General features: G+C 70.3%; 21 protein-coding genes. 8 read left to right on the top strand and 13 right to left on the bottom strand.

Annotation, left to right across the window (positions count from 1 at the left end; translation table 11 throughout):
* Positions 1–13: 13 nt before the first annotated feature.
* The 4 genes from ASD59_RS06785 to dusB are packed head-to-tail and all read right to left on the bottom strand — an operon-like array spanning position 14 to position 5,645.
* Complete coding sequence (locus tag ASD59_RS06785) at positions 14–877, bottom strand: D-amino-acid transaminase (protein WP_055830156.1); 864 nt, start codon at positions 875–877, stop codon at positions 14–16.
* Entirely contained in the window at positions 874–2,289 is a 1,416-nt protein-coding gene (ntrX, locus tag ASD59_RS06780; RefSeq protein WP_055830154.1) for a nitrogen assimilation response regulator NtrX, read from the bottom strand. The genes ASD59_RS06785 and ntrX overlap by 4 nt, the downstream gene beginning before the upstream one ends.
* 9 nt (positions 2,290–2,298) lie before the next feature.
* Positions 2,299–4,539, bottom strand: coding sequence for a sensor histidine kinase NtrY-like (locus ASD59_RS06775; protein ID WP_235561744.1), 2,241 nt, complete (start codon positions 4,537–4,539; stop codon positions 2,299–2,301).
* A 53-nt stretch (positions 4,540–4,592) separates the two neighbouring features.
* A complete protein-coding gene (gene dusB / locus ASD59_RS06770) occupies positions 4,593–5,645 on the bottom strand; it encodes a tRNA dihydrouridine synthase DusB (protein ID WP_055830151.1) in 1,053 nt (350 codons plus the stop codon).
* Between the two features lie 63 nt (positions 5,646–5,708).
* Here dusB and ASD59_RS06765 point away from each other — a divergent pair, with 63 nt between their 5' ends.
* Positions 5,709–6,860 (top strand): bifunctional 2-C-methyl-D-erythritol 4-phosphate cytidylyltransferase/2-C-methyl-D-erythritol 2,4-cyclodiphosphate synthase, encoded by a 1,152-nt coding sequence (locus ASD59_RS06765; protein WP_055830149.1) that lies wholly within the window; start codon positions 5,709–5,711, stop codon positions 6,858–6,860.
* Here the strand turns inward: ASD59_RS06765 and ASD59_RS06760 are convergent.
* Positions 6,857–9,181 carry a fused MFS/spermidine synthase gene (locus ASD59_RS06760; protein WP_235561743.1) on the bottom strand — a complete coding sequence of 775 codons (2,325 nt, stop codon included), beginning with the start codon at positions 9,179–9,181 and terminating at the stop codon, positions 6,857–6,859. The two genes, ASD59_RS06765 and ASD59_RS06760, sit on opposite strands and share 4 nt — an antisense overlap.
* A gap of 83 nt (positions 9,182–9,264) precedes the next feature.
* Here ASD59_RS06760 and ASD59_RS06755 point away from each other — a divergent pair, with 83 nt between their 5' ends.
* A complete protein-coding gene (locus tag ASD59_RS06755; RefSeq protein ID WP_055830146.1) occupies positions 9,265–9,756 on the top strand; it encodes a CinA family protein in 492 nt (163 codons plus the stop codon).
* Positions 9,753–9,983 (top strand): sulfurtransferase TusA family protein, encoded by a 231-nt coding sequence (locus ASD59_RS06750; RefSeq protein ID WP_055830144.1) that lies wholly within the window; start codon positions 9,753–9,755, stop codon positions 9,981–9,983. Before ASD59_RS06755 ends, ASD59_RS06750 begins: the two co-directional genes overlap by 4 nt.
* Here the strand turns inward: ASD59_RS06750 and ASD59_RS06745 are convergent.
* The gene (locus tag ASD59_RS06745) at positions 9,946–10,857 is read right to left on the bottom strand and encodes a YihY/virulence factor BrkB family protein (protein ID WP_055830143.1); all 912 of its coding nucleotides are present in this window, start codon (positions 10,855–10,857) and stop codon (positions 9,946–9,948) included. The two genes, ASD59_RS06750 and ASD59_RS06745, sit on opposite strands and share 38 nt — an antisense overlap.
* A 217-nt stretch (positions 10,858–11,074) precedes the next feature.
* Between ASD59_RS06745 and ASD59_RS06740 the strand changes: the two genes are divergently transcribed.
* The 3 genes from ASD59_RS06740 to ASD59_RS06730 are packed head-to-tail and all read left to right on the top strand — an operon-like array spanning position 11,075 to position 13,773.
* Entirely contained in the window at positions 11,075–12,388 is a 1,314-nt protein-coding gene (locus ASD59_RS06740; protein WP_055830140.1) for a diguanylate cyclase domain-containing protein, read from the top strand.
* Positions 12,389–12,430: 42 nt separating this feature from the next.
* A complete protein-coding gene (locus tag ASD59_RS06735) occupies positions 12,431–13,027 on the top strand; it encodes an ArsR/SmtB family transcription factor (RefSeq protein ID WP_162246624.1) in 597 nt (198 codons plus the stop codon).
* A gap of 2 nt (positions 13,028–13,029) precedes the next feature.
* Positions 13,030–13,773: an SRPBCC family protein gene (locus ASD59_RS06730; RefSeq protein ID WP_055830136.1), complete on the top strand. Its 744-nt coding sequence runs from the start codon at positions 13,030–13,032 to the stop codon at positions 13,771–13,773.
* On the opposite strand, the gene mfd is transcribed toward ASD59_RS06730, so the two are convergent.
* Genes mfd through ASD59_RS06715 form a run of 3 tightly spaced genes read right to left on the bottom strand, consistent with a single transcriptional unit; the run spans position 13,770 to position 18,276 of the window.
* Positions 13,770–17,237 carry a transcription-repair coupling factor gene (mfd, locus tag ASD59_RS06725; protein ID WP_055830134.1) on the bottom strand — a complete coding sequence of 1,156 codons (3,468 nt, stop codon included), beginning with the start codon at positions 17,235–17,237 and terminating at the stop codon, positions 13,770–13,772. The two genes, ASD59_RS06730 and mfd, sit on opposite strands and share 4 nt — an antisense overlap.
* Positions 17,237–17,533, bottom strand: coding sequence for an FAD assembly factor SdhE (locus ASD59_RS06720; RefSeq protein ID WP_055830669.1), 297 nt, complete (start codon positions 17,531–17,533; stop codon positions 17,237–17,239). Before ASD59_RS06720 ends, mfd begins: the two co-directional genes overlap by 1 nt.
* Positions 17,534–17,577: 44 nt before the next feature.
* On the bottom strand, positions 17,578–18,276 hold the full coding sequence (locus ASD59_RS06715; RefSeq protein ID WP_055830131.1) for a hypothetical protein: 699 nt from the start codon (positions 18,274–18,276) through the stop codon (positions 17,578–17,580).
* A gap of 87 nt (positions 18,277–18,363) precedes the next feature.
* On the opposite strand from ASD59_RS06715, the gene recG reads away from it, so the two are divergent.
* Complete coding sequence (gene recG, locus ASD59_RS06710) at positions 18,364–20,451, top strand: ATP-dependent DNA helicase RecG (protein ID WP_055830129.1); 2,088 nt, start codon at positions 18,364–18,366, stop codon at positions 20,449–20,451.
* Here recG and ASD59_RS06705 read toward each other — a convergent pair.
* From ASD59_RS06705 to kdsA, 4 genes are read right to left on the bottom strand one after another with little or no spacing between them, the layout of a single operon-like run.
* Positions 20,448–21,554: a DUF3089 domain-containing protein gene (locus ASD59_RS06705; RefSeq protein WP_055830127.1), complete on the bottom strand. Its 1,107-nt coding sequence runs from the start codon at positions 21,552–21,554 to the stop codon at positions 20,448–20,450. The two genes, recG and ASD59_RS06705, sit on opposite strands and share 4 nt — an antisense overlap.
* Entirely contained in the window at positions 21,551–22,552 is a 1,002-nt protein-coding gene (gene rfaD / locus ASD59_RS06700) for an ADP-glyceromanno-heptose 6-epimerase (protein ID WP_055830125.1), read from the bottom strand. The genes ASD59_RS06705 and rfaD overlap by 4 nt, the downstream gene beginning before the upstream one ends.
* Entirely contained in the window at positions 22,549–24,003 is a 1,455-nt protein-coding gene (gene rfaE2 / locus ASD59_RS06695; RefSeq protein ID WP_055830124.1) for a D-glycero-beta-D-manno-heptose 1-phosphate adenylyltransferase, read from the bottom strand. The genes rfaD and rfaE2 overlap by 4 nt, the downstream gene beginning before the upstream one ends.
* An 18-nt stretch (positions 24,004–24,021) precedes the next feature.
* On the bottom strand, positions 24,022–24,885 hold the full coding sequence (kdsA, locus tag ASD59_RS06690; RefSeq protein ID WP_200943746.1) for a 3-deoxy-8-phosphooctulonate synthase: 864 nt from the start codon (positions 24,883–24,885) through the stop codon (positions 24,022–24,024).
* 111 nt (positions 24,886–24,996) lie between these two features.
* On the opposite strand from kdsA, the gene ASD59_RS06685 reads away from it, so the two are divergent.
* Positions 24,997–26,460, top strand: a complete 1,464-nt coding sequence (locus tag ASD59_RS06685; protein WP_055830122.1) for a cryptochrome/photolyase family protein — start codon at positions 24,997–24,999, stop codon at positions 26,458–26,460.
* The last annotated feature ends 18 nt before the right edge of the window (positions 26,461–26,478 follow it).

Here is a 26,478-nt window from a genome sequence, read left to right as displayed (position 1 = left end):
GTGCGCGCGGACCTCAGATCGCGTCGCGGATCGCCTGATCGAGATACAGGGTCCGCAGCCGCGTCGCGATCGGTCCGGGCTTGCCGTTGCCGATCTTCGTTCCGTCGATAGACACCGCCGGCATGACGAAGCCGCTGGCCGAGGTGTAGAAGGCCTCCCTGGCCCGCGTGGCCTCGTCGACGCTGAAGGCCCGTTCCTCGAACGCCAGCCCCTCCTCCTCGATCAGCTTCATCACGGCGGCCCGGGTGATGCCGCGCAGGATGTTGGACTGGGCGTCGCGGGTTCTCAGCACGCCGTTCTCGTCGACGATCCAGGCGTTGGTCGACGACCCCTCGGTGACCAGGCCCATCTCGTCGACCATCCAGGCTTCGGCCGCGCCCTTTTCCTTGGCTGCCTGCTTGGCCAGGACGTTGGGCAACAGACCCACGGTCTTGATGTCGCAGCGGCCCCAGCGAATGTCGGGATGGGTGACCACGGCCACCCCCTTCTTCGCCGCCGCATTGCCCTTCGACAGCGGCAGGGAGCGGGCGGTGACGATCACGCTGGGCGCCGTGCCGTCGGGGGGGAACGGATGGTCGCGGCGGGCCGTGCCGCGCGTGACCTGGATATACACCAGTCCCTCGCGCACCCGGTTGCGCCGCACCGTCTCGTTCAGCACCCGCGCGAGTGCCTCGGCCGTCATCGGAACAGGGATCCGCAACTCGTTCAGGCTGCGGTGCAGGCGCGTCATATGGCCGTCGAAGTCGGCCAGGCGGCCGTCGAACACCGACCAGACCTCATAGACGCCGTCGGCGAACTGGAAGCCGCGATCCTCGACATGGATCACGGCCTGTCCGTGCGGCTGGTACTGGCCGTTGACGTAGGCGACCCGGCTCATGCCTCGACAACCTCTTCGATGTCTTCCTCGCCGCCGCGCGACGGCGACACGCCCAGAGACTTGAGCTTCCGGTGCAGGGCCGACCGCTCCATGCCGATGAAGGCCGCGGTGCGCGAGATGTTGCCGCCGAAACGCATGATCTGCGCCGCCAGATATTCCCGCTCGAACACCTCGCGCGCCTCACGCAACGGCAGGGCGATGATGCGCTCGCCGCCCAGAGTGCCGGTGGAGTTGGCGTTGGTCGCCTCCTGCGGCAGCATGTCGGCGCTGATCGGCTCGTCAGGATCGCCCGTGGCCAGGATCAGCAGCCGCTCGACGTTGTTCCTGAGCTGGCGGACATTGCCCGGCCAGGGATGGACCTGCAGCACGGCGATGGCGTCGTCGCCCAGCCGCCGCCGGGTCAGGCCCTGCGACGCCGACAGGGTGTCGATGAAGTAGTCGATCAGCTCCTGGATATCCTCGCGCCGCTCCGACAGGGCGGGCACGCGGATCGGCACCACATTGAGGCGGTGGAACAGGTCCTCGCGGAAGCGGCCCTCGGCGATCTCCTGCTTGAGGTCGCGCGAGGTCGAGGTCACCACCCGGATGTCGACCTGCACGTCCTGCTCGCCGCCCACCCGGCGGAAGCGCTGCTCGACGAGCACGCGCAGCACGCGGCTCTGGCTCTCGCGCGGCATGTCGCCGACGTCGTCCAGATAGAGGGTGCCGTTGTGGGCGCGTTCGAACACGCCGATCTTGCGCGGCCGGCCGTCGACGCCCTCCTCCCCGAACAGTTCGATATCCAGACGTTCGGGCGTCATGCCGGCGGCGGCGATGGCGACGAACTCGCCCCGCGAGCGGGCGCTGGCCTCGTGGATCTGGCGCGCGACCAATTCCTTGCCCGAGCCCGGCGGACCCGAGATCAGGACCCGGCTGTTGGCCGGCGCGACCTTGGCGATGGTGCTGCGCAGGGCCTGGGCCGCGGCGGAGCGGCCGATGAAGCCCGTCGGGGCCGCCACCTGGGCCCGCAGGCGCCGGTTCTCGCGCTTCAGCGAGCTGGCCTCGAGGGCGCGCTGGACCACCACCACCAGCCGGTCGGACTTGAACGGCTTCTCGATGAAGTCATAGGCCCCGCGCTGCAGCGCCGTGACCGCCGTCTCGATATTGCCGTGACCCGAGATCATCACCACCGGCAGGTCGGGATCCAGCTCCTTGATCACGTCCAGCAGTTCCAGCCCGTCCAGGCCCCCGCCCTGCATCCAGATATCCAGCAGCGCCAGCGACGGCTTTCGGGCCCGGATCGCGGCCAGGGCCTCGTCCGAGTTCGAGGCTGTGCGCACGGCGTGGCCCTCGTCCTCGAGCAGGCCAGAGACCAGCTCCCGGATATCGGCCTCGTCGTCGACGACCAGAATGTCGGCTCCCGTGGATCGCATGACGCCTCGCTATTCGGCGGCCGGGACGGCCGGGGACCGGGATGCTTTCGCATCCTTCGCCCCGGCCGCGCCGGTCGATTTGGGTTGGGATTTGAGGGGGAAGATCAGGCACACCCGGGCGCCCGAAAGGATTTCTGCATCGGCCATCTTCAACTCGCCGCCGTGCTCCTCGCAGATGCGTTTGACGATGGCGAGGCCCAGGCCGGTGCCCTTCTCGCGCGTCGTCACATAGGGCTCGGTCAACCGGTCGCGGTCCTTCGCGGGCAGTCCCATGCCGTCGTCCTCGATGACGAAGGTCGCCGTCTCGTCCTCGACCGTCAGCCGCGCCGAAATCCCCGGACGTTCGCCATCGCCCTCGCGCGGCGCGATCGCCCGGCGCGCCGCCACGGCCTCGCCCGCGTTCTTGAGGATATTGGTCAGGGCCTGGCCGATCATGGGCCGGTCGGCGTGCAGCACGGCCTTCGGCAACGGCTCGATCAGCTCGACCCCGATGTCGGACGCCGCCACGCGCTGGGCGAACACCGCCTCGCGAAGCAATTCGGCCGGATCGACGGCGGTGAAGCGCGGGGCCGGCATGCGGGCGAAGGACGAGAACTCATCGACCATCCGGCCGATGTCGCCGACCTGGCGGATGATGGTTTCGGTGCAGCGGTCGAACACCTCGACGTCGTCCATGACCTGGCCGCGGTAGCGCCGCCGCAGCCGCTCGGCCGACAGCTGGATCGGGGTCAGGGGGTTCTTGATCTCATGGGCGATGCGCCGCGCCACGTCGCGCCAGGCGGCGTTGCGCTGGGCCGTCACCAGCCGGGTGATGTCGTCGAAGGTCAGCACCATCTCGCCGCCGACGCCGCCCTCGATGCGCACGCGCAGCCGCCGGGTCTCGCCCTCCAGGCTGACGTCGATCTCTTCCTCGATATGGGCCTCAGCCCGGCCCGCCAGCTCGCTGAGCTCCGGCGACACGTCGCCGAGCGGCCGACCGATGATGTCGGCTTCGCGAATGGCCAGCAGTTCCACGGCGCTGTCGTTGATGGCCGAGACGCGGCGCTGGCGGTCCAGACCGATCACGCCCGCCGACACGCCGGACAGCACGGTCTCGATGAACCGGCTGCGGCCCGTGGCCTCCTCACTGGCGGCTCGCAATGCCGCCTGTTGGGCCGCGAGGTCGCCGGTCATGCGGTTGAAGGCGGCCGCCAGGGTCTTGATCTCGCCCGGCCCGTCGGCCGCGTCGACGCGCGCGGTCAGGTCTCCGCCGGCCACGCGGTCGGCGGCCTCGACCAGCCGGCCGATCGGCGCCGATATGGCGCTCGCCGCCCCCATGCCCAGCCATATGGCGCCGACCAGCACCAGCAGGGCCGTCTCGAAATAGCTCAGGGCGAAGGCGGCCTGGATGCGCTGCCGACTCTCCTTGGCCTCGCGATAGGCGACGATTGACTCCTCGCCGTTGCGCATCTGGGCGATCAGGCCGTCCTGCAGGGGCCGGACCAGATACAGATAGGCGTCGCCATAGGCCGGCAAGGCGATCAGCGACCGCACGGTGTCGGGGTTCTCCGTGACCTGCTGGGGCGGTTCCCCGCCTTGGGCCGCCGCCTCCAGCACCGCGATGGGCGGCGCGACATAGCGGGGGGCCCCGGGCGCCTCGCCGCTGGCCAGAACCTCGCCTTCCGGCCCGAGGATATAGATGGCGGGATAGCCGAACAGATCGGCGATCTGGGTCAGGGCGTCGGAAAACTGTATGCGGTTTTCGAACAGCGGCCGGGCCCCGACCAGTTGGTCTGCGATCACCCGCAGGTCCCCGTCCATCTCCTCCGAGACGTCGTCCAGATAGGCCTCGCCGATCAGGGCTCCGTTCTGGACCGCCGACTGGACGTTGTCGCTGAACCACTGGTCCACCCCGCGGTTGACCAGCACGCCGAACACCAGGGCGATCAGCACCGCCGGCACCAGCGCCACCAGCGAGAACAGGGTCACGAACCTCAGATGCAGGCGCGCGCCCGCGTCCGTCCGTCGCCGGAACAGGGACAAGGCTCGCCGTCCCACAACGATCGCCAGGCTTCCGATCAGCAGCAGGTTGGCGCTCAGGATGACCAGCACCGCCTGGCTGGCGCTTGCCCGCGCGCCCTCGCCGCTGCTGCCCGGCGCGACGGCGACCAGCCAGATGGCGGCGACGGTGATCAGGAAGGCGAGCGTGTAGAAGACGAGGAAGGTGTTGCGCCGCCGCTCCTCCGACCAGCCGGCGAACCAGCGAACCACACCGCGTCGGTCCGCGGCGGGTTCAGGCTCTGCGTCAGCGGTCGGAATATCCGTCATGCAACGCCAGCTTCGACCAACTGTGGCTGAATATCAACAACAGGGTTGCCGGAATGCGTCACTGGCCGCCACAGCGCGCCAAGCTCCCGCTCGACATCCTCCGGCGTTTCCAGGCGGCACAACCGGGACTTGGCCGCCCTGCGCTCAAGGGGATCGGCGGGCCAGGGCGCCTGTTCGATGTACCAGCCCAGATGTTTGCGGAACATCTTCAGGCCCAGCGGCAGGCCGTAGAAGGCGACCGAGGCGCGCAGGTGTTCGATGACGATGTCCAGCCGCTCTTCGCGCCCGGGCTCCAGCAGCACGGTCCCGTCGGCCAGGGCCCGTTCCATATGCGCCGCCAGCCACGGCCGGCCATAGACGCCGCGGCCCAGCATCAGCGCGTCGGCGCCCGACTGGCGCATGGCCTCGCGCGCGTCGTCGGCGGTCAGGATGTCGCCGTTGACGATGACGGGAATGCCCACCGCCGCCTTGACCTCGCCCACCGCCGTCCAGTCCGCCTGCCCGGTGTAGAACTGCGCCCGCGTCCGGCCATGCACGGTCACCGCCCGCACGCCGATCTCCTCGGCCCGTTTCGCCAGCAGGGGCGCGTTGCGGTGCGCGTCGTCCCAGCCCAGCCGCATCTTGACCGTCACCGGCCGCGTGGTCGCTTCGACCGCCGCCTGCATCAGCCGGCAGGCCAGCTCGGGCGTCCGCATCAGGGCCGAGCCGCAGGCCGAGCCGGTGACCTCCTTGGCCGGACAACCGAAATTCAGGTCGATGATGTCGGCCCCGGCCCTCTCGGCCATGCGCGCGCCCTCGGCCATCGCGGCTGGATCGCGCCCCACCAGCTGGATCACGGTGAGCGGCAGGCCCTCGCCCACGGCGGCGCGCCGCACCACGTCCGGCCGGGCCCGCGCCAGCTCGGCGGCCGCCACCATCTCGGTCGCGACATAGGCCGCGCCCAGCCGCGAGGCCAGCCGCCGGAACGGCAGGTCGGTGATCCCTGTCATGGGCGCGGTCAGCACCCGTCCGGGCACCCACACGTCGCCGATCTGTATGCCTGCAGCCATCGGTCCCTTTCCGCGCCGTCGCCGCCCCTCGTCAAGCGCAACCGCGGCGATTAGAAGGCCGGGATGACCACGCCCGCACCCGCCTTCGCCGCCATCGTGGTCGCCGCCGGCTCCGGCTCCCGCGCCGGAGGAGCCAAACAGTGGCGCGCCCTCGGCGGCAGGCCGGTCGCGCGCTGGTCGGTCGAGGCCCTGCTGAAGGCTGGCGCGCAGGATCTGGTCGTCGTGGTCTCCGCAGGCTCGGAAGCCGAGGCGCAGACCGCGCTCGCCGGTCTTTCGGGATGGCGGCTGGCCGCGGGCGGCGACACTCGCGCGGCCTCGGTCCGAAGCGGCCTGCAGGTTCTCGGCGGCCCCGGCGACCGTCCCGTCCTGATCCACGACGCCGCCCGGCCCTTCCTTGAGGCCGCCGTCATCCAGCGGCTGATCGCGGCGCTCGCCGACGCGGACGGCGCCCTGCCCGCCCTGCCCGTCGCCGACAGCCTGCGCCGCGCCACCAAAGGTCTTGTCTCCGGCGCCGTCGAGCGTGAGGGCCTGTGGCGGGCCCAGACCCCGCAGGCGTTCCGTTACCAGACCATCGTCGAGGCCTACGCCGCCTGGCCCGACGCTGAACCCGCCACCGACGAGGCCGCCGTTCTGGAGCGCGCCGGTGGCCGCGTCCGCGTCGTCGAGGGCGACGCGCGGCTGATGAAACTGACCTTCCCCGAGGATTTCGCCATGGCCGAAGCGCTCATCCCTCGCCAGATTCGCGTCGGCCAGGGCTTCGACGCCCACCGCTGGGGGCCCGGAACCTCGGTCTGGCTGTGCGGCGTCGAGATCGCCCACGACCAGACCCTGATCGGCCATTCCGACGCCGACGCCGGCCTGCACGCCCTGACCGACGCCATCCTCGGCGCCATGGGCGACGGCGACATCGGCGACCACTTCCCGCCCAGCGATCCGCAATGGAAGGGCGCGTCGTCCGACCTGTTCCTGATCCACGCCGTCGAGCGGCTGACCGCCCGCGGCGGGCGGCTGGTCAACGTCGACGTGACCCTGATCTGCGAGCGGCCCAAGGTGAAGCCGCACCGTCAGGCCATGCGCGAGCGGCTCGCCGACATCCTGTCGCTGCCGCTCGACGCCGTCAGCGTCAAGGCCACCACGACCGAGGCCATGGGCTTCACCGGCCGCGGCGAGGGTCTGGCCGCCCAGGCCCTGGCGACCATCGAACTGCCGGCCTAGAGCGGCCGTTCCGCCGGCGGGAACATGCTCCGCCACAACGAGCCGAACAGGTTGACGTAGTCGTCCGTCCAAGGCCGCACGGTCGTCGGCAGCGGCTGTTTCCAGCGCGCGTCGGCGCGGAAGTCCGCCAGCCCCTCGGGCGTCGGCGACAGGATCAGGGCCTCGGTCGAGGCCTCGGCCATCTCCGGCGTCGAGTCTCCCTCGTAGTAGATCTGGTGCAGGCTCGCCTTGCCCAGCGCCTGCGCCGCCGCGATGGCCGGCAGGGTGATGTCGAGGTTGCGGTTCGACAGGTGCAGCAGCACCACCCCGTCGGGCTTCAGCAGCTTCAGATAGCCTTCGATGGCCTCGGCCGTCAGCAGGTGGGTCGGCACGGCGTCCGACGAGAAGGCGTCGATGATCAGCAGGTCGTACGATCCCGCCGGCTGTTTCGCCAAGGTCAGCCGCGCGTCGCCCAGCACGGTGTCGATCGGTCCCGCGGCGCAGTCCGAGATATAGGTGAACCACTCGGGATCGCGCGACAGCCGGTCGACCATCGGATCGATCTCGAAGAAGGTCATCGAGTCCTCGGACCGCTTGTAGGTCGCCATGGCGCCCGAACCCTGGCCGACGACGCCGATCCGCGCCGGACCGCGCCGCTCGATCATCTCCGCCGCCTGGCCGATGGGCGTGGCGGGGGCGTAGTACAGGGTCGGCACGCAGTCGAAGCGGGGATCCCGCGCCTGGGCCCCGTGCAGGGTCGTGCCGTGCATCAGCACATGGACGTCTCCGCCCAGCCGGGGATCGGGCGAATTGGCCACCCGCATCACGCCGAAGAAGCTGCGTCCGGAATAACTCCAGTCATAGCCGCGCGCGATCCACTGCGACGACAGGGTGATCATCAGGAGGATGGCGGTGAAGGCCAGCGCCCGTTCCCGCACGAGGAAGGCGCAGATGGCCGCCGGCAGCAGGAGGATCATGGCCAGCTGGCCCATCTGGAAGGGCGACGTGGCGTAGAAGGCGGCCCGTGCTCCGTCATTGCTGTTCAGCCAGAGCGACAGCGCCACCGGCGAGACCGCGATCAGGGCGGCGGCCACGAGCAGACCGGTCTGTGTGGCGTTGAGCGGACCCCGGCCCCACGGGCGCGCCAGGCCGACCAGCACCAGCACCAGCGGATATTCCCAGACCATGTTGAAGATCACCGGAGCGATCAGGGCGGTGAAGGCGCCGCCGACCACGCCGCCCAGCGACATCAGCAGATAGAATTCCGTCAGCCGGTCGGGCGCCGGCCGCCGCGCCGCCAGCAGCTGGTGGCACATCAGGGCCGCGAAGAAGAAGGCGATCAGATGGATGGCGAAGGCCATGGACCAGTTGGACGAACGGAACGCCACCGTCAGCACGCAGACCGCTCCGATCGCCGCCTGGATCGGCAGGGTGGCCCCCAGCGGGATCCACGGCCGGTTCTGGAAGGCGATCACGAAGGTCAGCAGATACAGGGCCAGCGGCACGACCCAGAGGAAGGGCGCAGAGGCCACGTCGGTCGACAGGTGCGAAGTCACCCCCAGCATCAGGCTGGACGGCGCGGCGGCCAGGAGCACCAGGATGATCTTCTCGCGCAGCGTCATCGGCGGGCTGACGGCCAGCCGGGCGGGCTCCGCCGTCCGGTCCAGCCGGCGCCGCCAGACCACCAGGGCCAGGGCCACGACCATCAGCATGAAGGCGGCATAGCCGCCGCTCCAGCCCCACCGCTGCCCCGACAGGGTCGCCAGCGGCTCGATCAGCACCGGATAGGACAGCAGCGCCAGGAAGCTGCCGAGGTTGGAGGCGGCGTACAACACATAGGGGTTCCGGCCGTCCGCATAGCCGGCGCGCACGCGCGCGTACCAGGCCTGCAGCAGGGGCGCGGTCGCCGACAGCACGGCGAACGGCGCCCCGACCGACAACGCCAGGGTGGCCAGCAGCCAGCCGATGGGCGCCGACGGGTCGGGATCTCCCAGCCAGCCGTTGACGCGCAACGGCAGGAACAGTCCCGCCAGCACCAGCAGGCCCAGATGGATCGCCACCTGGGTCTTGATCGATCCCGCCTTCTGCAGGACGTGGGCATAGGCGTAGCCGGCCAGCAGCGCGGTCTGGAAGAAGACCATCGCCGTGTTCCACACCGCCGGCGATCCGCCCAGCATGGGCAGTACCAGCTTGGTCACCATCGGCTGGACCACGAACACCAGCGAGGCCGAGGTGAAGATGGCCAAAGCGAACAGCAGCGGCGTCAGCCTGTCCGCGGGCCTCCCGGGCGCGCCCGCGTCGATGCCCATCTCGACGTCCCGGTCCCCGGTGGTGTCGCTCATGCCCGCCCCGTATGCTGGCGCCGTTTCCCGGCGCTTTGAACCACCCTAGCCCGACTCGTCCCGCCTTCGGAAAGCCCCGCCGCATGTTCCCCGACGATATTCAGTCCCTGGCCCGACAGGTGGTCGAAGCGGCCGCCGCACGCGGCCTGATGATCGCCACGGCCGAAAGCTGCACCGGCGGCCTGGTCGCAGGCGCCCTGACCGCCATCGCGGGCTCCTCGGCGGCAGTCGAGCGCGGCTTCGTGACCTACAGCGACGCCGCCAAGAACGACATGCTGGGCGTCCCCGCCGATCTGATTGAAGCTCATGGCGCGGTCTCCGAACCCGTCGCCCGCGCCATGGCCGAGGGGGCCGTGAGCCGATCGGGCGCGTCCGTCGCCGTCTCGATCACCGGCATCGCCGGGCCGGGCGGCGGCTCGGCCGACAAGCCCGTCGGCCTGGTCCATTTCGCCGCGGCCGGTCCGACCGGCCTGATCCACGTCGAACACCGCTTCGGCGACCTCGGACGCGAGGCGATCCGGCTGGAAAGCGTGCGCTTGGCCCTGCGGCTGCTGCTTGACCGGCTCGGGGCATGATCGTCGACGCCCGCGGCCACCGCTGCCCGACCCCCAGCCTGAAACTTCAGAAGGCGATACGCGGCGCCCCCGCCGGCGCGCGCCTGACCCTGCTGGCCACCGACCCCATGGCCCGCATCGACGTGCCGCATCTGATGACCGGTCTGGGCGGCCGCGTCGTCTCGGTCGACGAGACGCAAGGCGTCCTGACTATCGTGGTCGAGACGCCCGCCGCTCCGACAGGCTGACGACCCTTTCGGGCAGCGGCTCCTCGGGTTCGATATCGGGCGCGCCGAGCGACCGCGCCGCGATCTCCATCTCGGTGGCGAAGGCCCCGCCGTAGAAGATGGCGTTGACGTTCCAGGACAGCCAGATGAGCAGGACGACGACCGCGCCGACCGAGCCATAGGTCGCGCCCAGCGGCGCGATCTGCTCGACATAGATGGCGCACAGCCACGACGAAATCGTCGACATCACCGTCGCCACCAATCCCCCGGCGATCGACGGCGCCCAGGCCACCGGCGTCCGGTGCGACATGGCGTAGCGGTAGAGCATGGTCAGGCCGATCGCGAGCCCCAGGGCGGGCCACAGCCCGTCCAGCGGGATGCCGCCGGGCGATGGCGCGCCCTCCGACGCCGGGCCGGCGTGCTCCAGCAGCCGCGAGGTCACGACCGCGCCCGACACCACGGTGAACAGCAGGAAGGCCGCCAGGGCGACGAAGAAGGCCAGCAGGTTGAACTTGAAGAAGCCGTGCGGCTCCTTCTCGTCGTGGATCAGGTTCAGCCCGGCCAGCAGGGCCTTGAAACCCCGGTGCGCGGCGTAGCCGCCGATGACCACGGCGAAGAAGCTCTGCGCCGACACGGTCCGCGCGGAGGCGTTGGCGAGCCGCTCGACCTCGGCCCGGAAGATCGCCCGGGCCGCCGTCGGCATGACGTCGGCCAGGGCCGCCGCCTGCTCGCTGACCTGGGCGATCGACAGCACCGCCTTGTAGAAGCCGATCAGGATGGCGATGGCCGGGAACACCGCCAGCAGGGCGAAGAACGACACCCCGCCGGTGTACAGCATCACGTCGCGGCCCCAGCTGCGCGTGAACGCCTTGACCGCCAGCCGGCCCCACAGCATGGGCGTGGCCCAGCGCGCGGCGGCTTCAATGTCCGATCTGGCCTGCAAGCCGGTCCCCACAACCGTTGAAGCGCGCACTTCTACCGCAATTCGCGCCGGGGGAAAGCGGGAGCCGGGGATAGGGGCCGCGGACCCGTTGCTTACAGCCGCCGACGGTCGCTATGGTCCGCCGCCATGAAACCGCGCCCGGGGCTGGGCGCGGCTGGAGACGCCGCCCTTGGGTTCCGATCCGCGCATTCTGGTCGTCGCACCCGACGACGACCTGGTCGGCCCCCTGTGTCAGGGGCTGGACGCCCTCGGCTGGCGCACGGTCACCGCCCGCTCGCTGGCCGGCGCCGTCCAGACGCTGATCGACTGGCCGCTGGAAGCGGTGCTTCTGGACGCCCGCCTGCCGAACGCGGCCGATGGCGTCGAGGCCCTTCGCCAGACCGTGTCGCCCCGCCGGCTGCCCGTCCTGGCCATCGGCCCCGAGACCCCGTCCTGGGAGTCGGGCCTGGCCGATATCGCCATGTCGAACCCGCCGCACGCCGCCCAGGCGGCCCTGCGGCTCGAAAACCTCATTCGCTCGGCCATCGCCGAGGAGGAAGTCAGCCTGCGCGAGGCCACCTTCGCCGCCCGCGGTCAGCCCCTGCCCCCGACCGATGTCGACGCGACCCCTCTGCGAGTGCTCGCGGCGGGCAAGCCGGACCGGCATTTCCTCGCCCTGTCCAACGCCCTGACCGAACGCGGCTGCGAGGTCGTGGCCGCGCCGACCCCCTACACCGCCTTCGACTATCTGCACGAAAAGCCGTTCGACGCCGCCGTCCTCTGGGGCGCCGAGGATCACGCGCCCGCCCTGTCGATCGCCTCGGGCATGAAGCGCAACACGCGCCTCTACCACATCCCCGCCGTGCTCTATCTGCGCGGCGCCGGCGAGATCAACCTGGCCGAGCTCTACAACCGCGGCTTCGCCGACGTCGCCGCCGCCGACACGCCGGAGGATGAAACCGCCGAGCGGATCGCCACCCTGGCCCGCGCCCACCGCCGCCACGTCGCCATCCGCAAGGCGCTGGAAAGCGCGCGGGGTTCGGGCCTGACCGACCCCGCCACCGGCCTGTTCACGCCTCAACTGTTCGCCAGCCATCTGGCCCGGGTGGCCGAGGGCGCCCGTCTGCGCCGCCGCCCCCTGTCCGTCGCCGTCTTGCGCGTCTCCGAGACCGAGGCCGTCGTCGAGGCCCGCAAGGGCGGCTGGCTGGACCGCGCCCTGCCCCAGATCGGCGCCATGGTCTCGCGCCTGATCCGCACCGAGGACACGGCGGCCCGGCTGTCCCCGGACGTCTTCGCCCTCGCCCTGCCGGCGACCCACGGCCCGTCGGCGCGCATCGCCGCGGACCGGATCGCGGCGGTGATCGGCTGCACCGCCTTCGACGCCGGTCCCGATCGCTCGCCCTTCGTGGTGGAGTTCGAGGTGGGGGTGGCCGAGATCGAGCCCGACGAATCTCCCGCCGCGGTGCTGGAACGCGCCTCGAAGGACGTCCGGTCCCAGGCCTGACGTTCATTTGACAATCTGATTTGTCTAATGCAGGTTCGCGCCATGACGGCGCGTCCTTCAGCCCTGCTCGACGACCTGGACACCGCCTTGCTGGCGCTGGCGCCCATCCGTCGGCGTATTCTCGCGGCCCTGACCGAGCCCGCCTCCGCCGCCGGCCTGTCGGAAAAGCTGGGCCTGCCGCGCCAGAACATCGGCCACCATCTGCGCGCCCTCGAGACCGCGGGCCTGATCCAGCTGGCCGAGGAGCGGCGCAAGCGCGGCTTCACCGAACGCCTGTTCGTCGCCGCCCGGAGCTATGTGTTCGACCCGGCCATGATGCAGGCCCCGGCCGATCCCGACGCGATCGACGCCCAGGATCGCCACGCCGCCGATCACCTGATCTCGACCGCCTCGACCATCGTCCGCGACGTCGCCCGCATGCGCCAGGACGCGGCCGCCGAGGGCTCGCGCCTGCTGACCCTGACGGTCGAGGCCGACGTGACCTTCGCCGCGCCCGCCGATTTCGACGCCTTCACCGAAGAGGTCAGCGCCGCCGTCGCGGCGCTGGCCCGCAAATATGCGGCCCCGTCCGGCCGCCGCTACCGCCTCACGGCCGCCGCCCACCCGGCGACGCCCAGACCCGCTCCAGCCAGGAACTGACCATGACCGAAGCCGCGAAGCCCATGGAAGACCACGTCCTCGTCGAGGTCACCGTGCCCGCCCCCGCCGACGCGGTCTGGGCCGCCCTGCGCGATCCGCAGCAGATCAGGAACTGGTTCGGCTGGGAGACCGAGGGCCTGAAGGATGAGATCGACTTCATCTTCGTCACCCACGCCGAGGCGGACGAAGCGCGCCGGACCGTCACCTTCGTCGGCGTCAACGACCGCTACGAGGTCGAGGCGACCGGCCCGACGACCAGCCTCGTCCGGGTGGTCCGCTCGGCCCCCGCCGGTGAATGGACCGACGTGTTCGACGGCATGATCGAGGGCTGGATTTCCTTCACCTGGCAGCTGGCCTTCGCCTTCGCCCGCCACGCCGGCCAGACGCGGCGCACCATCTTCTTCTCGGGCCCGCCTCGCGCCGACCGGCTGGGCCGGTCGCTGCTGGGTCTCGACGCCGCCCCGGCGCCGGGCGAGCCCTATGCGATGCCGCTCGGCCCCGATGATGCGTCCGGCCAGGTCTGGTTCACGGCGCGCCACCAGATCGGCGTCACGGTCGACGCCTGGGGCGACGGCCTGCTGGTCGTGCTGGACAGCCCACCCAGGGAAGACAAGCGCCCGCGCGGCTCCACCATGCTGACCCTGACCACCTACGGCCTGTCCGACGCGGCCTTCGCCGATCTGGAAGGCCGCTGGAAGACCTGGTGGGACGCGCGCTTCGAGAACGCCGACCCGCACACCGGTTAAGCGGCTCCGGCCACCCGCGCCAGATCGGCGGTGATGCGCTCGGCCACCTTCAGCCGGTCGGCCGCCGTGTCCCACTCGCCCTTGACCACGATCTTCTGGTCGGGCCGCAGCTTCCAGAAGGCGTGGTTCTTCTGGATCAGCCCCACCAGCCCCATCGGATTGGGGAAGGCGTTGTTGCGCAGCGTCAGCACCGCGCCCTTGGGCCCGATGTCGATGCGCTCGATGCAGGCCGTCTTGCAGTTGGCCTTGATGCCCACGATGCGCAGCAGCTGTTTCGCCTCGTCCGGCAGCGGCCCGAACCGGTCGATCAGTTCAGCCGCCAGGGCCTCGCGCGTTTCCGAGTTCTCGGCGTCAGACAGACGACGATACAGGCTCAGACGGACGTTGAGGTCCGGGACGTATTCCTCTGGAATCAATACCGCCGCGCCGACATTGATGGCCGGCGACCAGCCCCGATCGACGACGCCGCCGCCCTCGCCCGCCTGACGCAGTTCAGCGACCGCGTCCTCCAGCATCTGCTGGTACAGCTCGACCCCGACCTCGCGGATATGGCCCGACTGTTCGTCGCCCAGCAGATTGCCGCCGCCGCGCTGGTCCAGATCGTGGCTGGCCAGCTGGAAGCCGGCGCCGAGGTTGTCCAGCGACTGCAGCACCTGCAGACGGCGCTCGGACGACAGGCTCATCGGCTTGTTCGGCGGCGTGGTCAGATAGGCGAAGGCCCGCGCCTTGGCCCGTCCGATGCGGCCGCGGATCTGGTGCAGCTGGGCCAGGCCGAACATGTCGGCCTTGTACACGATCAGGGTGTTGGCCGTCGGCACGTCCAGCCCGCTCTCGACGATGGTTGTCGACAGCAGCAGGTCGTAGCTGCCGTCGTAGAAGGCGCTCATCACGTCTTCCAGCTGGGTCGGCGACATCTGGCCGTGGCCGACGACGAATTTGATCTCGGGGACCTGCTCGCGCAGGAATTTCTCGATGTCCGGCAGGTCCGACAGGCGCGGCACGACGTAATAGGCCTGACCGCCGCGGTATTTCTCGCGCAGCAGGGCCTCGCGCACCAGCACCGGGTCCCAAGGCGTCACATAGGTCCGCACCGCCAGACGATCGACCGGCGGGGTGGCGATGATCGACATCTCGCGGATGCCCGAGAGCGCCATCTGCAGCGTCCGCGGAATGGGCGTCGCCGTCAGGGTCAGCAGATGGACGTCGGCCCGCAGGGACTTCAGCTTCTCCTTGTGCTTGACCCCGAAGTGCTGCTCCTCGTCGACGATCACCAGGCCCAGGTCCTTGAACCCGACCTGTTCGCTCAGCACCGCATGTGTGCCGACGACGATCTCGAACGAGCCGTCCTTCAGGCCCGCCCGAGTCTCGGCCGCATCCTTCGCCGTCACCATCCGCGACAGATGGCGCACCGTGACCGGCCAGCCGGCGAACCGCTCGCTGAAGGTCTTGAAATGCTGCCGCGCCAGCAGGGTCGTCGGGCAGACGATGGCCACCTGCTGGCCCGTCATGGCCACCACGAAGGCGGCCCGCAGCGCCACCTCGGTCTTGCCGAAGCCGACGTCGCCGCAGATCAGGCGATCCATCGGCGTGCCCTTGCCAAGGTCCTCCAGCACGTCGCCGATGGCGTTGAGCTGGTCGTCCGTCTCCTCGTACGGGAAGCGGGCGCAGAATTCGTCGAACAGGCCGTGCGGCGGCGTGATCGGGTCCGAAGAGCGCAGCGACCGCTTGGCCGCCAGGGCGATCAGCCCCTCGGCCATGTCGCGCAGGCGGGCCTTGGCCTTGGCCTTGCGCGCCTGCCAGCCCGCCCCGCCCAGCCGGTCCAGCTGCGCGCCATCGGAATCGCTGCCGTACCGGGTCAACAGGTCGATGTTCTCGACCGGCAGATACAGCTTGCTGTCCCCGGCGTAGAGCAACTCCAGACAGTCGTGCGGCGCCTGCTGGATCTCCAGCGTCTTCAGCCCCTCATAGCGGCCGATGCCGTGATCGAGGTGGACCACCAGGTCGCCGGTGGTCAGGGCCGAGGCCTCGGCGAGGAAGTTCGACGCCCGCCGCTTCTTCCTCGGCCGCGCGAGCCGGTCGCCGAGAATGTCGGTCTCGGAGATGACGGCGACATCCCCCGTCTCGAACCCGTGTTCGACCGGCAGGACGCCACGCAGATAGATGTCCTTCGGCGCCTTCTGGACGTCGGTCCAGTCGCGCACGGCGACGACATGCTCCAGCCCGTGATCGGCCAGCATGCCCGCCAGCCGCTCGGACGAGCCCTCTGTCCACGACGCGAACAGCACCCGCTTGCCCGCCGCCTTCACCGCCTCGGCGTGGCGCGCCACGGCCTCGAACAGATTGACGCTGTCCTGCGCCCGCTCGGCCGCGAAGCTGCGGCCCAGCCGGCCGCCGGCGTCCTCGCCCGCCCCGTGGAACGGCGACATCCGCCACACCCGGCGCCCGGCCAAGGCGGTGTTCCACTCGGCCTCGTCGAGATACAGCCGCTCGGGCGGCAGGGCGCGATAGGCCGAGCCCCCGCTGCCCGCCTTCCGGCTCATCGCCGCGTCGCGGCGCGCCTCGTAGGCGTCGCGGGTCAGGGTCCAGCGTTCGGCCCGCGCCGCCTCGACCTGATTGTCCAGAAACACCTTCGCGTCGTCGGGCAGATAGTCGAACAGCGTCTCCAGCCGGTCGTAGAGCAGCGGCAGCCAGTGCTCCATGCCCTGCCGCCGCGCGCCTTCGCTGATGGCCCCGTACAGCGGGTCGTCTCCCGCCGCGCCGAACAGGCTCAGATAGCCGGTGCGGAACCGCGAAATGCTTTCGGCGTCCAGCAGGGCTTCGGACACCGGCGCCAGAGACACCTCGCGCCGCTGCCCCGTCGACCGCTGGGTCGCCGGATCGAAGGTGCGGATCGATTCCAGCTCCGAGCCGAACATGTCCAGCCGCACCGGCTCTTCGAAGCCCGGTGGATAGACGTCGATCACCCCGCCGCGCACCGCGAACTCGCCGCGCTCCGACACCGTCGAGGCGCGCATGTAGCCGTTGGCCGCGAAATACCGCTCCAGCGCCGCCGTATCGAGATCCAGCCCGACCGTGGTCTCGAATCCGGCCCCGCACGTCACCTCGCGCGGCGGTGTCCGCTGGATCGCCGCCCCGACCGTGGTCACGACCAGCGTCGGACGGCTGTCGCCCGGTTGCCGCTGCGCCAGTTTCGTCAGCGCCGCCATCCGCTCGGCCGAAACCGAAGACGACGGGCTCAGCCGGTCGTAGGGCAGGCAGTCCCAGGCCGGAAATTCGATGACCTCGATATCCTGGGCGAAGAAGCCGAACGCCTGAACGAACTCGCCCATGCGGGCGTAGTCGCGGGCCACGAACACGCCGAGGCCGCCCTCGGCCCTCAGCCGCTCCGCGACCGTCAGCGCATCCAGGCCCTCCGGCGCGCCGCCCAGTTCCTGATCGCCCCGTTTGGGGACCGCCGCGTCCATCAGCCGGCGCCCTCGGCCACGGCGGCGGCGACGTGGTCGCGCATGAAGTCGCGGATCTTGCCCATCACCGGGGTCTCATGCTCGTCAGGGGTCGGCCCGGTCCCGGTGATCCAGCCGTAAAGCGCATAGTCATCCGCATCCAGAAGCGCCTCGAACGCTCCCAGTTCCGCTGCGGACAGCGACGGGCCGACGCTGTCGACGAAGGGGCCCAGCACCAGATCGGCTTCGCGAAAGCCTCGACGCCACGCGCGAAAGCGCGCGCGGGCCAGACGGGTCTGCTCACGGTCATCGGTCATGAAGCGGGGGATATAGCGGGCGCGGAGCCCCGCCGCCACCGTACTTACGCGGGCCAGACAGCCTTTCCCCGGTCGGTCAGCGCCGTCCGCTCCGCCAGCCCCAGAACCCCGCCGTTGATCAGCCGGGTCACCCGCGCCACATCGTCCGCGTCCGCCGCCGCGTTCAAGCCCCGCGTGCGCCAGTAGTCGACCGCGCATTGGACAGATCCGGCCGGGGTCATGACCTGATCCGGATCCGCCTCATACCCTGCGCCGGTGCGGGCGTAGTTGGCGCGGCCGGTCAGCTGGATCAGACCCCGCCCCCGATATCGCCACCCGTCCCCCGGCCGGGTGTTGCCCAGATTGGCCGCGCCCCAGGTCCCGCCATAGACGGCGTTGGCGATGGCTTGCTGATCCGCCGGCCGTCCCGGCGCCCGCCCCAGCGCTTCGCATTGGGCCCGCGAGATGCGCGCGGCGGAAAACGTCTGCTTGAGGCCGTCGACCGAGTAGTTCAGGTTCTCGGCGATCGGGCGGAAACCACTCTCATGACTGACCTGGGCAAGGAAATGGATCAGCCGCAGGCGGGTGGTCAGTTCGCCAGCAGGCGCGTACTGCGCGATCAGGGCGCCCGTGCCGGCCGGCGCCCGGCCGTCGGACATATAGCCCGCGAAGGCCTGAAACGTTCGGGGCCCCAGCTGGCCGTCGGCCGCGCCGGGATCGTATCCCTTGGCGCGTAGAGTGTTCTGCAGATCCTGGACCGACATGCGCCTGCCCTCCGTCCTCGCCGAAATCGACTCCCGCATAAAGACACGGATGGCGCAGCGATACAATCTAGGGATGTATTGGTAATCATGCGCCCCGAGGTCCTGTTTCCATTGTTCGCCGAGGTCTCCACCCTGAAGGGCGTAGGTCCGAAGGTGCTCCCGCTCGTCCAGAAGCTGGCCGGGCCGCTGGTGCGCGACGTCGCGTTCCTGTCGCCGTCCGGACTGATCGTGCGTCGCCCGATGACCGCCGCGAACGCCGTCGAGGGCCAGGTCGGCGTCTTCGAGATCGTCATCGACCGCCTGATCGTCCCGCCCAAGCCCGGCGCGCCCATCAAGGTGCGGGCGACCGACGCCACCGGCTTCGTCCACCTGATCTGGTTCGGCGGCTCGGCCCAGCACATCGACCGCCTGCTGCCGCGGGGCCAGACCCGGCTGGTCACCGGCAAGGTCGAGCGCTTCAACAGCGAGGTGCAGATCGTCCACCCGGACATCTTCACCCCCGAACAGGCGGGCGACATTCCCGCCATCGAGCCCGTCTATCCGGCGACCCAGGGCCTGTCCTCCCGCATCATCCGCAAACTGGTCCAGGCCGCGCTCCAGCACGCTCCCGACCTGCCCGAATGGCAGGACCCGGCCTGGCTGGCCAGAACCCGCTGGCCCGGCTGGCGCGCCGCCCTCGAACGCCTGCACGCCCCGGAGGCCGAGCCCGATCTGGAGCCCGACGCACCCGCCCGCCAGCGACTGGCCTATGACGAACTGCTCGCCCACCAGCTGGCGCTGGCCCGTCGCCGCCGCGCCCGCCAGATCACGCCCGCGCCGGTGATCCATCCGGGCGACGCCTCGGCTCGCCTGCTCGAGTCCCTCCCCTTCCAGCTGACCGGGGCCCAGCATCAGGCCATCGCCGAGATTCGCCGCGACCTCGCCTCGGGCGAACAGATGGGCCGGCTGCTGCAGGGCGATGTCGGCTCGGGCAAGACCGCGGTCGCCGCCCTGGCCCTGGCCGACGCCGCCGCCTCGGGCTTCCAGTCCGCCCTGATGGCGCCGACCGAAATCCTCGCCCGCCAGCACTATCAGCGCATCGCGCCGATGATGGAGGCCGCCGGCGTCAGCGCCGTCCTCCTGACCGGCAGGGATGCGCCGGCCGAGCGCCGCGCCCGTCTCGCCGCCCTCGCCTCGGGCGAGGCCCAGGTCGCCATCGGCACCCACGCCCTGTTCCAGGACGCCGTCCGCTTCGACCGGCTGGCCCTCGCCGTGATCGACGAACAGCACCGCTTCGGCGTCAACGAGCGCCAGCGGCTCCAGGCCAAGGGCGACCCGCGCACAGGCGGCGTCCATCTGCTGACCATGTCGGCGACGCCCATCCCCCGCACCCTCGAACTGACACAGTACGGCGAACTCGAGGTCTCGCGCCTGATGGAGAAGCCGCCGGGCCGCACACCCGTCACCACCGCCGTCCTGCCTCTCGCCCGCATCGGCGAGGTGGCGAAGCGGCTCAAGGCCGCCATCGACAGCGGCGCCCAGGCCTACTGGATCTGCCCGCTGGTGGCCGAGAGCGAAGCCTCCGACCTCGCCGCCGCCGAGGCCCGCGCCGCCGACCTGCGCCGCATCCTCAAGGTCGAGGTCGGCCTCGCACACGGCCAGATGCCGGGGCCCGAGCGCGAGGCCGTCATGGCCGACTTCGCCGACGGCCGCATCCCGCTGCTGGTCGCCACCACCGTGGTCGAGGTCGGCGTCGACGTGCCCAACGCCACCATCATGGTCATCGAGCACGCCGACCGGTTCGGCCTGGCCCAACTTCATCAGCTGCGCGGCCGCGTCGGCCGGGGGGCCAAGGCCAGCGCCTGCATCCTGCTCTACGGCGGCGGAGACGACGGTCTCGGCGAGACGGCGAAGACCCGGCTGGAGACCCTGCGCCGCACCGAGGACGGCTTCGAGATCGCCGAGGAGGATTTCCGCCTGCGCGGCGGCGGCGATCCGCTGGGTCTGAAGCAGAGCGGCTTCCCGGCCTACCGCTTCGCCGACCCGATCCGGCACCGCGCCCTGATGCTGGCCGCCGCCGACGACGCCCGTCTGGTGCTGGGCCGCGATCCCGACCTGACCTCGCCGCGCGGCGAGGCGGTCAGGGTGCTCGAGGCCCTGTTCGACTGGCGCAACGACCGGCCGGGCATCGACTAGGCCGCCTGGCGAGCCTGCCAGGCCGTCAGACGCGCTTGAACATCTGCTTCAATGTCACCATAGAACAGATTGTATGGGCGAGACTTTCTTCGATCAGCCCAACTTCCGGTCTCGCGGAAGGACTCCGTCCTGGGCTCTGTGTGGCGCAGCAGGCCGCCGCGGCACTGGGTGGCGATCTCACGCGCCATCAAGGCCGGCCGCGCGCCCCACTCCAGCCCGGTGGCGTTGGTCGCTCCCTTGTGCCGCCGCGCCTCGACCGGCGCCGTGTCGGTCGAGCCGGTCACGGGATTGACGCACAGCGCCGGGCGCTGACCCAGGTCGACCAGCCGGCCCCGCGCGTCCCAGACCAGGGCCCGGCGCAGCCGCCGCCGAGCCGCGCCGTCATTGCCCTCGCCCACCGGCGACCAGCCGACGACGCAGCCGACCTGATCGCGCCTGGCGCAGGCAGGGACCCGGGGCGACAAGCCGTCGGCGGCCGCCACCACATCGATCAGATAGGCCGCGACGAGCCGTTGGCTCAGCGCCGGATCGGGGGCCACGCGCTCACGCACCAGCCGTTCGACGATGTCGCCGCCCTGTTCCACCCCGGCCAGCACGATCGGCCCGCCGGGATGGTTGGCGATCCAGACGTCGAACGCCGCCGCCGCATCGCCCCAGGCGAAGGCCCGCGCCTCGCGCGCATCCTCGCGCAGCGTCAGGCGAGTGTAGAGGCTGCCCTGCCGATAGCGCGGCGCGCTGATCGCCCCGGCGCGCGCGAACGGCCCGGCGTAGTTGGGCAGCACCACCCGGCTGAGATAGGCGTCCGCCGCCCGGTCTCCGATCGGACCGTTCCACTCGGCCCCGCCGTCATAGGTGGTCGAATGGACGAAGAAGACAGCCGCCGGCCCCGCGCCCGCTGTCCGCGTCTCCCGCAACGCCCAGGCCGCCGGCGCCCCGTAATCGGGCGCGGGCGGCGGCGTGTAGGTCTGGAACGGCACCTGGGGGTCCAGCCCGGCCCTGAGGATGTCGCCGCGCCACACCGCGACGGCGGCGGCCAGCACCAGGATGATCGTCAGGCCGATCCAGCCGACCCACTGGCGAAAGGTCAGCCTCGGCCGCGTCATCGATACGGGTCCGCCGTGGCGAGGAAGTCCTGCACATAGCGGCGCACGCCCTCTTCCAGCGGCGTCGATTGACCGCTGAACCCGGCTTCGCGCACCCGCTCCATCCGCGCCTCGGTGAAATACTGGTATTTGTCGCGGATGCTCTCGGGCGTATCGACGTATTCGATCCGGGGCGTCTTGCCCGCCGCCGCGAAGGTGGCGTTGGCCAGATCGAGGAAGGACCGCGCCTGCCCCGAGCCGGCGTTGAACACGCCCGACACCTCGGGCGTCTCCAGCAGCCATTCGACCATGTCGACCACGTCGTCGACGAACACGAAGTCGCGCATCTGGCCGCCGTCGGCGTAGTTCGGATTGTGCGAGCGGAACAGGGTCACCGGCTGATCGGCCTGAACCCTGGGCCAGATCTGGGCCACGACCGACTTCATCCCGCCCTTGTGGTACTCGTTCGGTCCATAGACGTTGAAGAATTTCAGCCCCGCCCACTGGGCCGGCGCCGTCCGGTATTGCGCCTGCCTCGCCGCATATTGATCAAACAGATATTTCGAATAACCATAGGCATTTAGCGGTCTAAGCGCAGACAGGGACCGAAGATCGTCATGGTCCTCGAACCCCAGTCCGCCATCGCCGTAGGTCGCCGCCGACGAAGCGTAGATCAGCCGCGCGTCGCGCAACGAACACCAGGCCCACAGGTCCCGCGACAGGCTGAAATTGGTGTGCAGGATCAGGTCCGCGTCCGGCTCGGTCGTCGACGAAATTGCGCCCATGTGAACCACGGCCTCGATCCGCTCGGCGTTCCGCTCCAGCTGATCGAACATCTCCTCGGGCGACCAGAAGTCGGCGATCGGATGTTTGGCGAGATTCCTCCACTTGCCCAGATCGGCCGTCTCCAGCCGGTCGACCACGACGATATCGCGCCGCCCCTCGGCGCACAGGCGCGCAACGATGTTCGAGCCGATGAAGCCGGCCCCGCCCGTCACCACGATCATGCGCCGGATCATCGTTCGCCCTTCATCTTCTCGACCGTCTTCGTGGTCGAATAGCCGTCCTCAAATGTGGCCAGCCTGACCTCGCCGCCCCAGCTCTCGACCAGATCGCCGCCGACCACCCCCTCGCGGGTGTAGTCAGCGCCCTTGATCAGGACATCGGGCCTCAGCCGTTCGATCAGGGCCAGAGGCGTCGGGTCGTCGAAGGCCGTCACCCGGTCGACGGACTGAAGCCCGCCGATGACCACCGCCCGGCTGTCCAGATCGTTGATCGGCCGCCCCTCGCCCTTCAGGCGGCGCACCGAGGCGTCGGTGTTCAGCGCCACCACCAGCCGGTCGCACCACCCGCGCGCCTGGGCCAGATAGGCGACGTGGCCGCGATGCAGGATGTCGAAACAGCCGTTGGTGAAGCCGACCTTCAGCCCCTGCCGCTTCCAGCCCTCGACCACATGCGCCAGCTCCTCCAGCGGCATGACCTTTGCGTGGGCCCCGGCGGCATGCTGGCTCATCTCGGCGTCGATCAGCTCGGCCGGGGTGACCACCGCCGTCCCCGCCTTGCCGACCACGACGCCCGAGGCGAGGATGGCGAACTCAACCGCCGTCTCCAGCGAAGCGCCCGCGCCCAGCGCCAGCCCCAGCGCCGCCAGACCCGTGTCGCCCGCGCCCGAAACGTCGAACACCTCGCGCGCCCGTCCGGGGAAATGTTTCGCCGCCTCCCCGCGCCGCATCAGGCTCATGCCCTTGCCGGCCCGGGTGACCACCACAGCCTTGACCGTGGTGGCGTGCAGCAGCGCCTTCAACGCCGCCTCGACCTCGGCGTCGCTCTCCACCGGCAGGCCCGTGGCGGCGGCAAGTTCGCTGGCGTTGGGCTTGATCAGATCCACCGCGCCATAGCGGGCGAAGTCGCGACCCTTGGGGTCGACCACCACCGGCGCGCCGCTCGTCTGCGACGCGGACAGGGCCTGGGCGATCACCAGATCGCTGATCACGCCCTTGGAGTAATCTGAGAGCAGATAGACGGAAGCACCCGTAAGGGCGTCGCTTTCATCACCCATCAAGGCCGCCGCTTCCTCATCGAGCCGCAACAGCTGCTGGCCGGCGGCGACGAAGCGCGTCTTGACGATGGTGGCCACGCCGGCGCGCCGCTCGACCGCGTCCTCGATGCCGGGTTCCGCCGCGATCAGCGCCGCCAGCTCATCGCCGGCCGCATCCTGCCCCGCCACCGCGCCCAGTCGCGCCACGCCCCCGAGGGCGGCGACATTGCGCGCCACATTGCCGACCCCGCCCGGCATGGCGAGGGTCCGACCCATGCGCAGAACGGGAATGGGCGCCTCGGGCGAAATCCGGCTGACCTCGCCATAGACATAGCGGTCCAGCATCAGGTCGCCGACGCAGGCGATCTTCAGCCCACGCACTCGCTCCAGCAGCGCCTGCAGTTCACCGAGATCGAGCGTGCGTTCAGCCATCCCCTTGGCCTATCGGATTCAGGCCGCCTTCGCCATCCGCGCCTTGGTCAGGTCGTCATAGGCGATCAGGTCGGCGGCCAGGGCCTCGAACTGGTCCAGCGGCACCATGTTCGGCCCGTCCGATGGCGCATTGTCGGGGTCCTGGTGCGTCTCCATGAAGACCGCGTCGACGCCCACGGCCACGGCGGCCCGCGCCAGCACCGGCACGAACTCGCGCTGCCCGCCCGAGGACGTGCCCTGCCCGCCCGGCTGCTGCACGGAATGGGTCGCGTCGAACACCACCGGACAGCCGATCTCGCGCAGGATCGGCAGCGACCGCATATCGCTGACCAGGGTGTTGTAGCCGAAGCTGGCCCCGCGCTCGCAGGCCATGACGTTGGGGTTTCCGGCGCCCACGACCTTGGCGATGACGTTCTTCATGTCCCAGGGAGCCAGGAACTGGCCCTTCTTGATGTTGATGACCTTGCCGGTCGCCGCGGCGGCCAGCAGCAGATCGGTCTGGCGGCTCAGGAAGGCCGGGATCTGCAGCACGTCCACCGCTTCGGCGGCGATGCGGCAATGCTCTTCCGTGTGTACATCGGTCAGCACCGGCAGGCCGGTGACCTCACGGATCTCCGCGAAGATCGGCAGCGAGCCCTCAAGCCCGAATCCGCGCGCGGCGGTGGCCGAGGTCCGGTTCGCCTTGTCGAAGCTGGTCTTGTAGATGACGCCGACGTTCAGCCGCTCGCCGATTTCCTTCAGCGCATGGGCCATCTCCAGCGCGTGCTGGCGGCTTTCCAGCTGGCACGGACCGGCGATGAAGACGATGCGCTGACCGCCGCCGATGCTTACGGGGCGCTTCAGGCCTTGTGTGATGTCGATGACGGCGTTGGGCTTGGACAAGGCAGACTTCCCGGAGTTGCGGCTTTGCGACGCGCGGTCGATGCCGCACTCATGCGGCCATCAGGTGGCGTCGGACGTATAGGTTCGCAAGCTATCACGGAGCCCGACCGCATGACCACCAAGGCCGACGCCCGACCCGTGATCCTGTGGTTCCGTCAGGATCTGCGGCTGGCCGACAATCCGGCCCTGACCCACGCCGCCGAAACCGGACGGCCGGTCGTCCCCGTCTACATCCTCGACCAAGGCTCGCGCGTCCGCCCCATGGGCGCCGCCTCCCTCTGGTGGCTGGACAAGTCCCTGCGCGCGCTTGACGCCGCCCTGGGAGAGCGCGGCTCGCGCCTGATCCTGCGCCGCGGCGACAGCGAGGCCGAACTGCGCCGACTGATCGACGAAACCGGCGCCGGCGCCGTCTTCATGAACCGGCTGTTCGAACCCGACGCCTTCGCCCGCGACGCCGACATCGCCCACGGCCTTCGGACCGAAGGCGTCGAGTGCAAGGGCTGGAACGCCGCCCTCCTGTCGCCTCCGGGCAGCGTCCTGAACGGGTCGGGCCAGCCCTACAAGGTCTTCACGCCGTTCCTGAAGGCCCTGCTGGCCACGGCCGCCCCCCCGCCGCACACGACCGGTCCGGCCGCCATCACGACTCCGGCCGACCCCGTCTCCGATGACATCGATGCCTGGGACCTGCATCCGGTCCGACCCGACTGGTCCGGCGGCTTCGACTGGAGCCCCGGCGAGGCCGGAGCCTCGGACGCCCTGTCCGCCTTCGTGGCCCGGGGGCTGAAATCCTACTCCGCCGGCCGTGACCGGCCCGCCGCGCCGGCGACGAGCCGCCTGTCGCCCCATCTGCATTTCGGCGAGATCAGTCCCTGGCGCGCCGTCCTGGCCGCCCGCCAGGCCGCCGCCGACGGCCGTGTGCCCGCCGCCGAGGCCGAAAAATTCGTGGCCGAGATCGGCTGGCGCGAATTCTCCGCCCACCTGCTGCAGGCCTTTCCGCAGATGCCGGACGCCGCCTTCCGTCCGGAATACGACGCCATGCCGTGGCGCGACGATCCCGCGGGCCTCTCGGCCTGGAAACGCGGGCGAACCGGATATCCCGTGGTGGACGCCGGCATGCGCGAGCTCTGGACGACCGGATTCATGCACAACCGGGTGCGCATGATCGTCGCCTCCTTCCTGATCAAACACCTGCTGATCGACTGGCGCGAGGGCGAACGCTGGTTTCACGACACCCTTGTCGACGCCGACCTCGCCTCCAATGTTCAGAATTGGCAGTGGGTCGCTGGATCCGGAGCCGATGCTTCACCGTACTTCCGAATCTTCAATCCGGTCATACAGGGGCAGAAATTCGATGCAGACGGCCGATACGTCCGACGCTGGGTTCCGGAACTCAGCCGACTGCCCGATCGCTGGCTCCACGCGCCATGGACGGCGCCCGCCGCAGTCCTGTCTGACGCCCGGCTCCGCCTGGGCCGGGACTACCCCGCCCCGATCGTCGACCACGCCGAGGCCCGTCAGCGCGCGCTCGACGCCCTCAAGGACGTCGTCGCGTGGCGCGAGGCCGGGGGGGATTGACGCCCGTCCCTCCTCAGG

The organism is Brevundimonas sp. Root608 (genome assembly GCF_001427825.1).
Classification (GTDB): Bacteria; Pseudomonadota; Alphaproteobacteria; order Caulobacterales; family Caulobacteraceae; genus Brevundimonas.
Note: the sequence above shows the minus strand (reverse complement) of the source record. Positions and strands in the feature narration are given on the sequence as shown.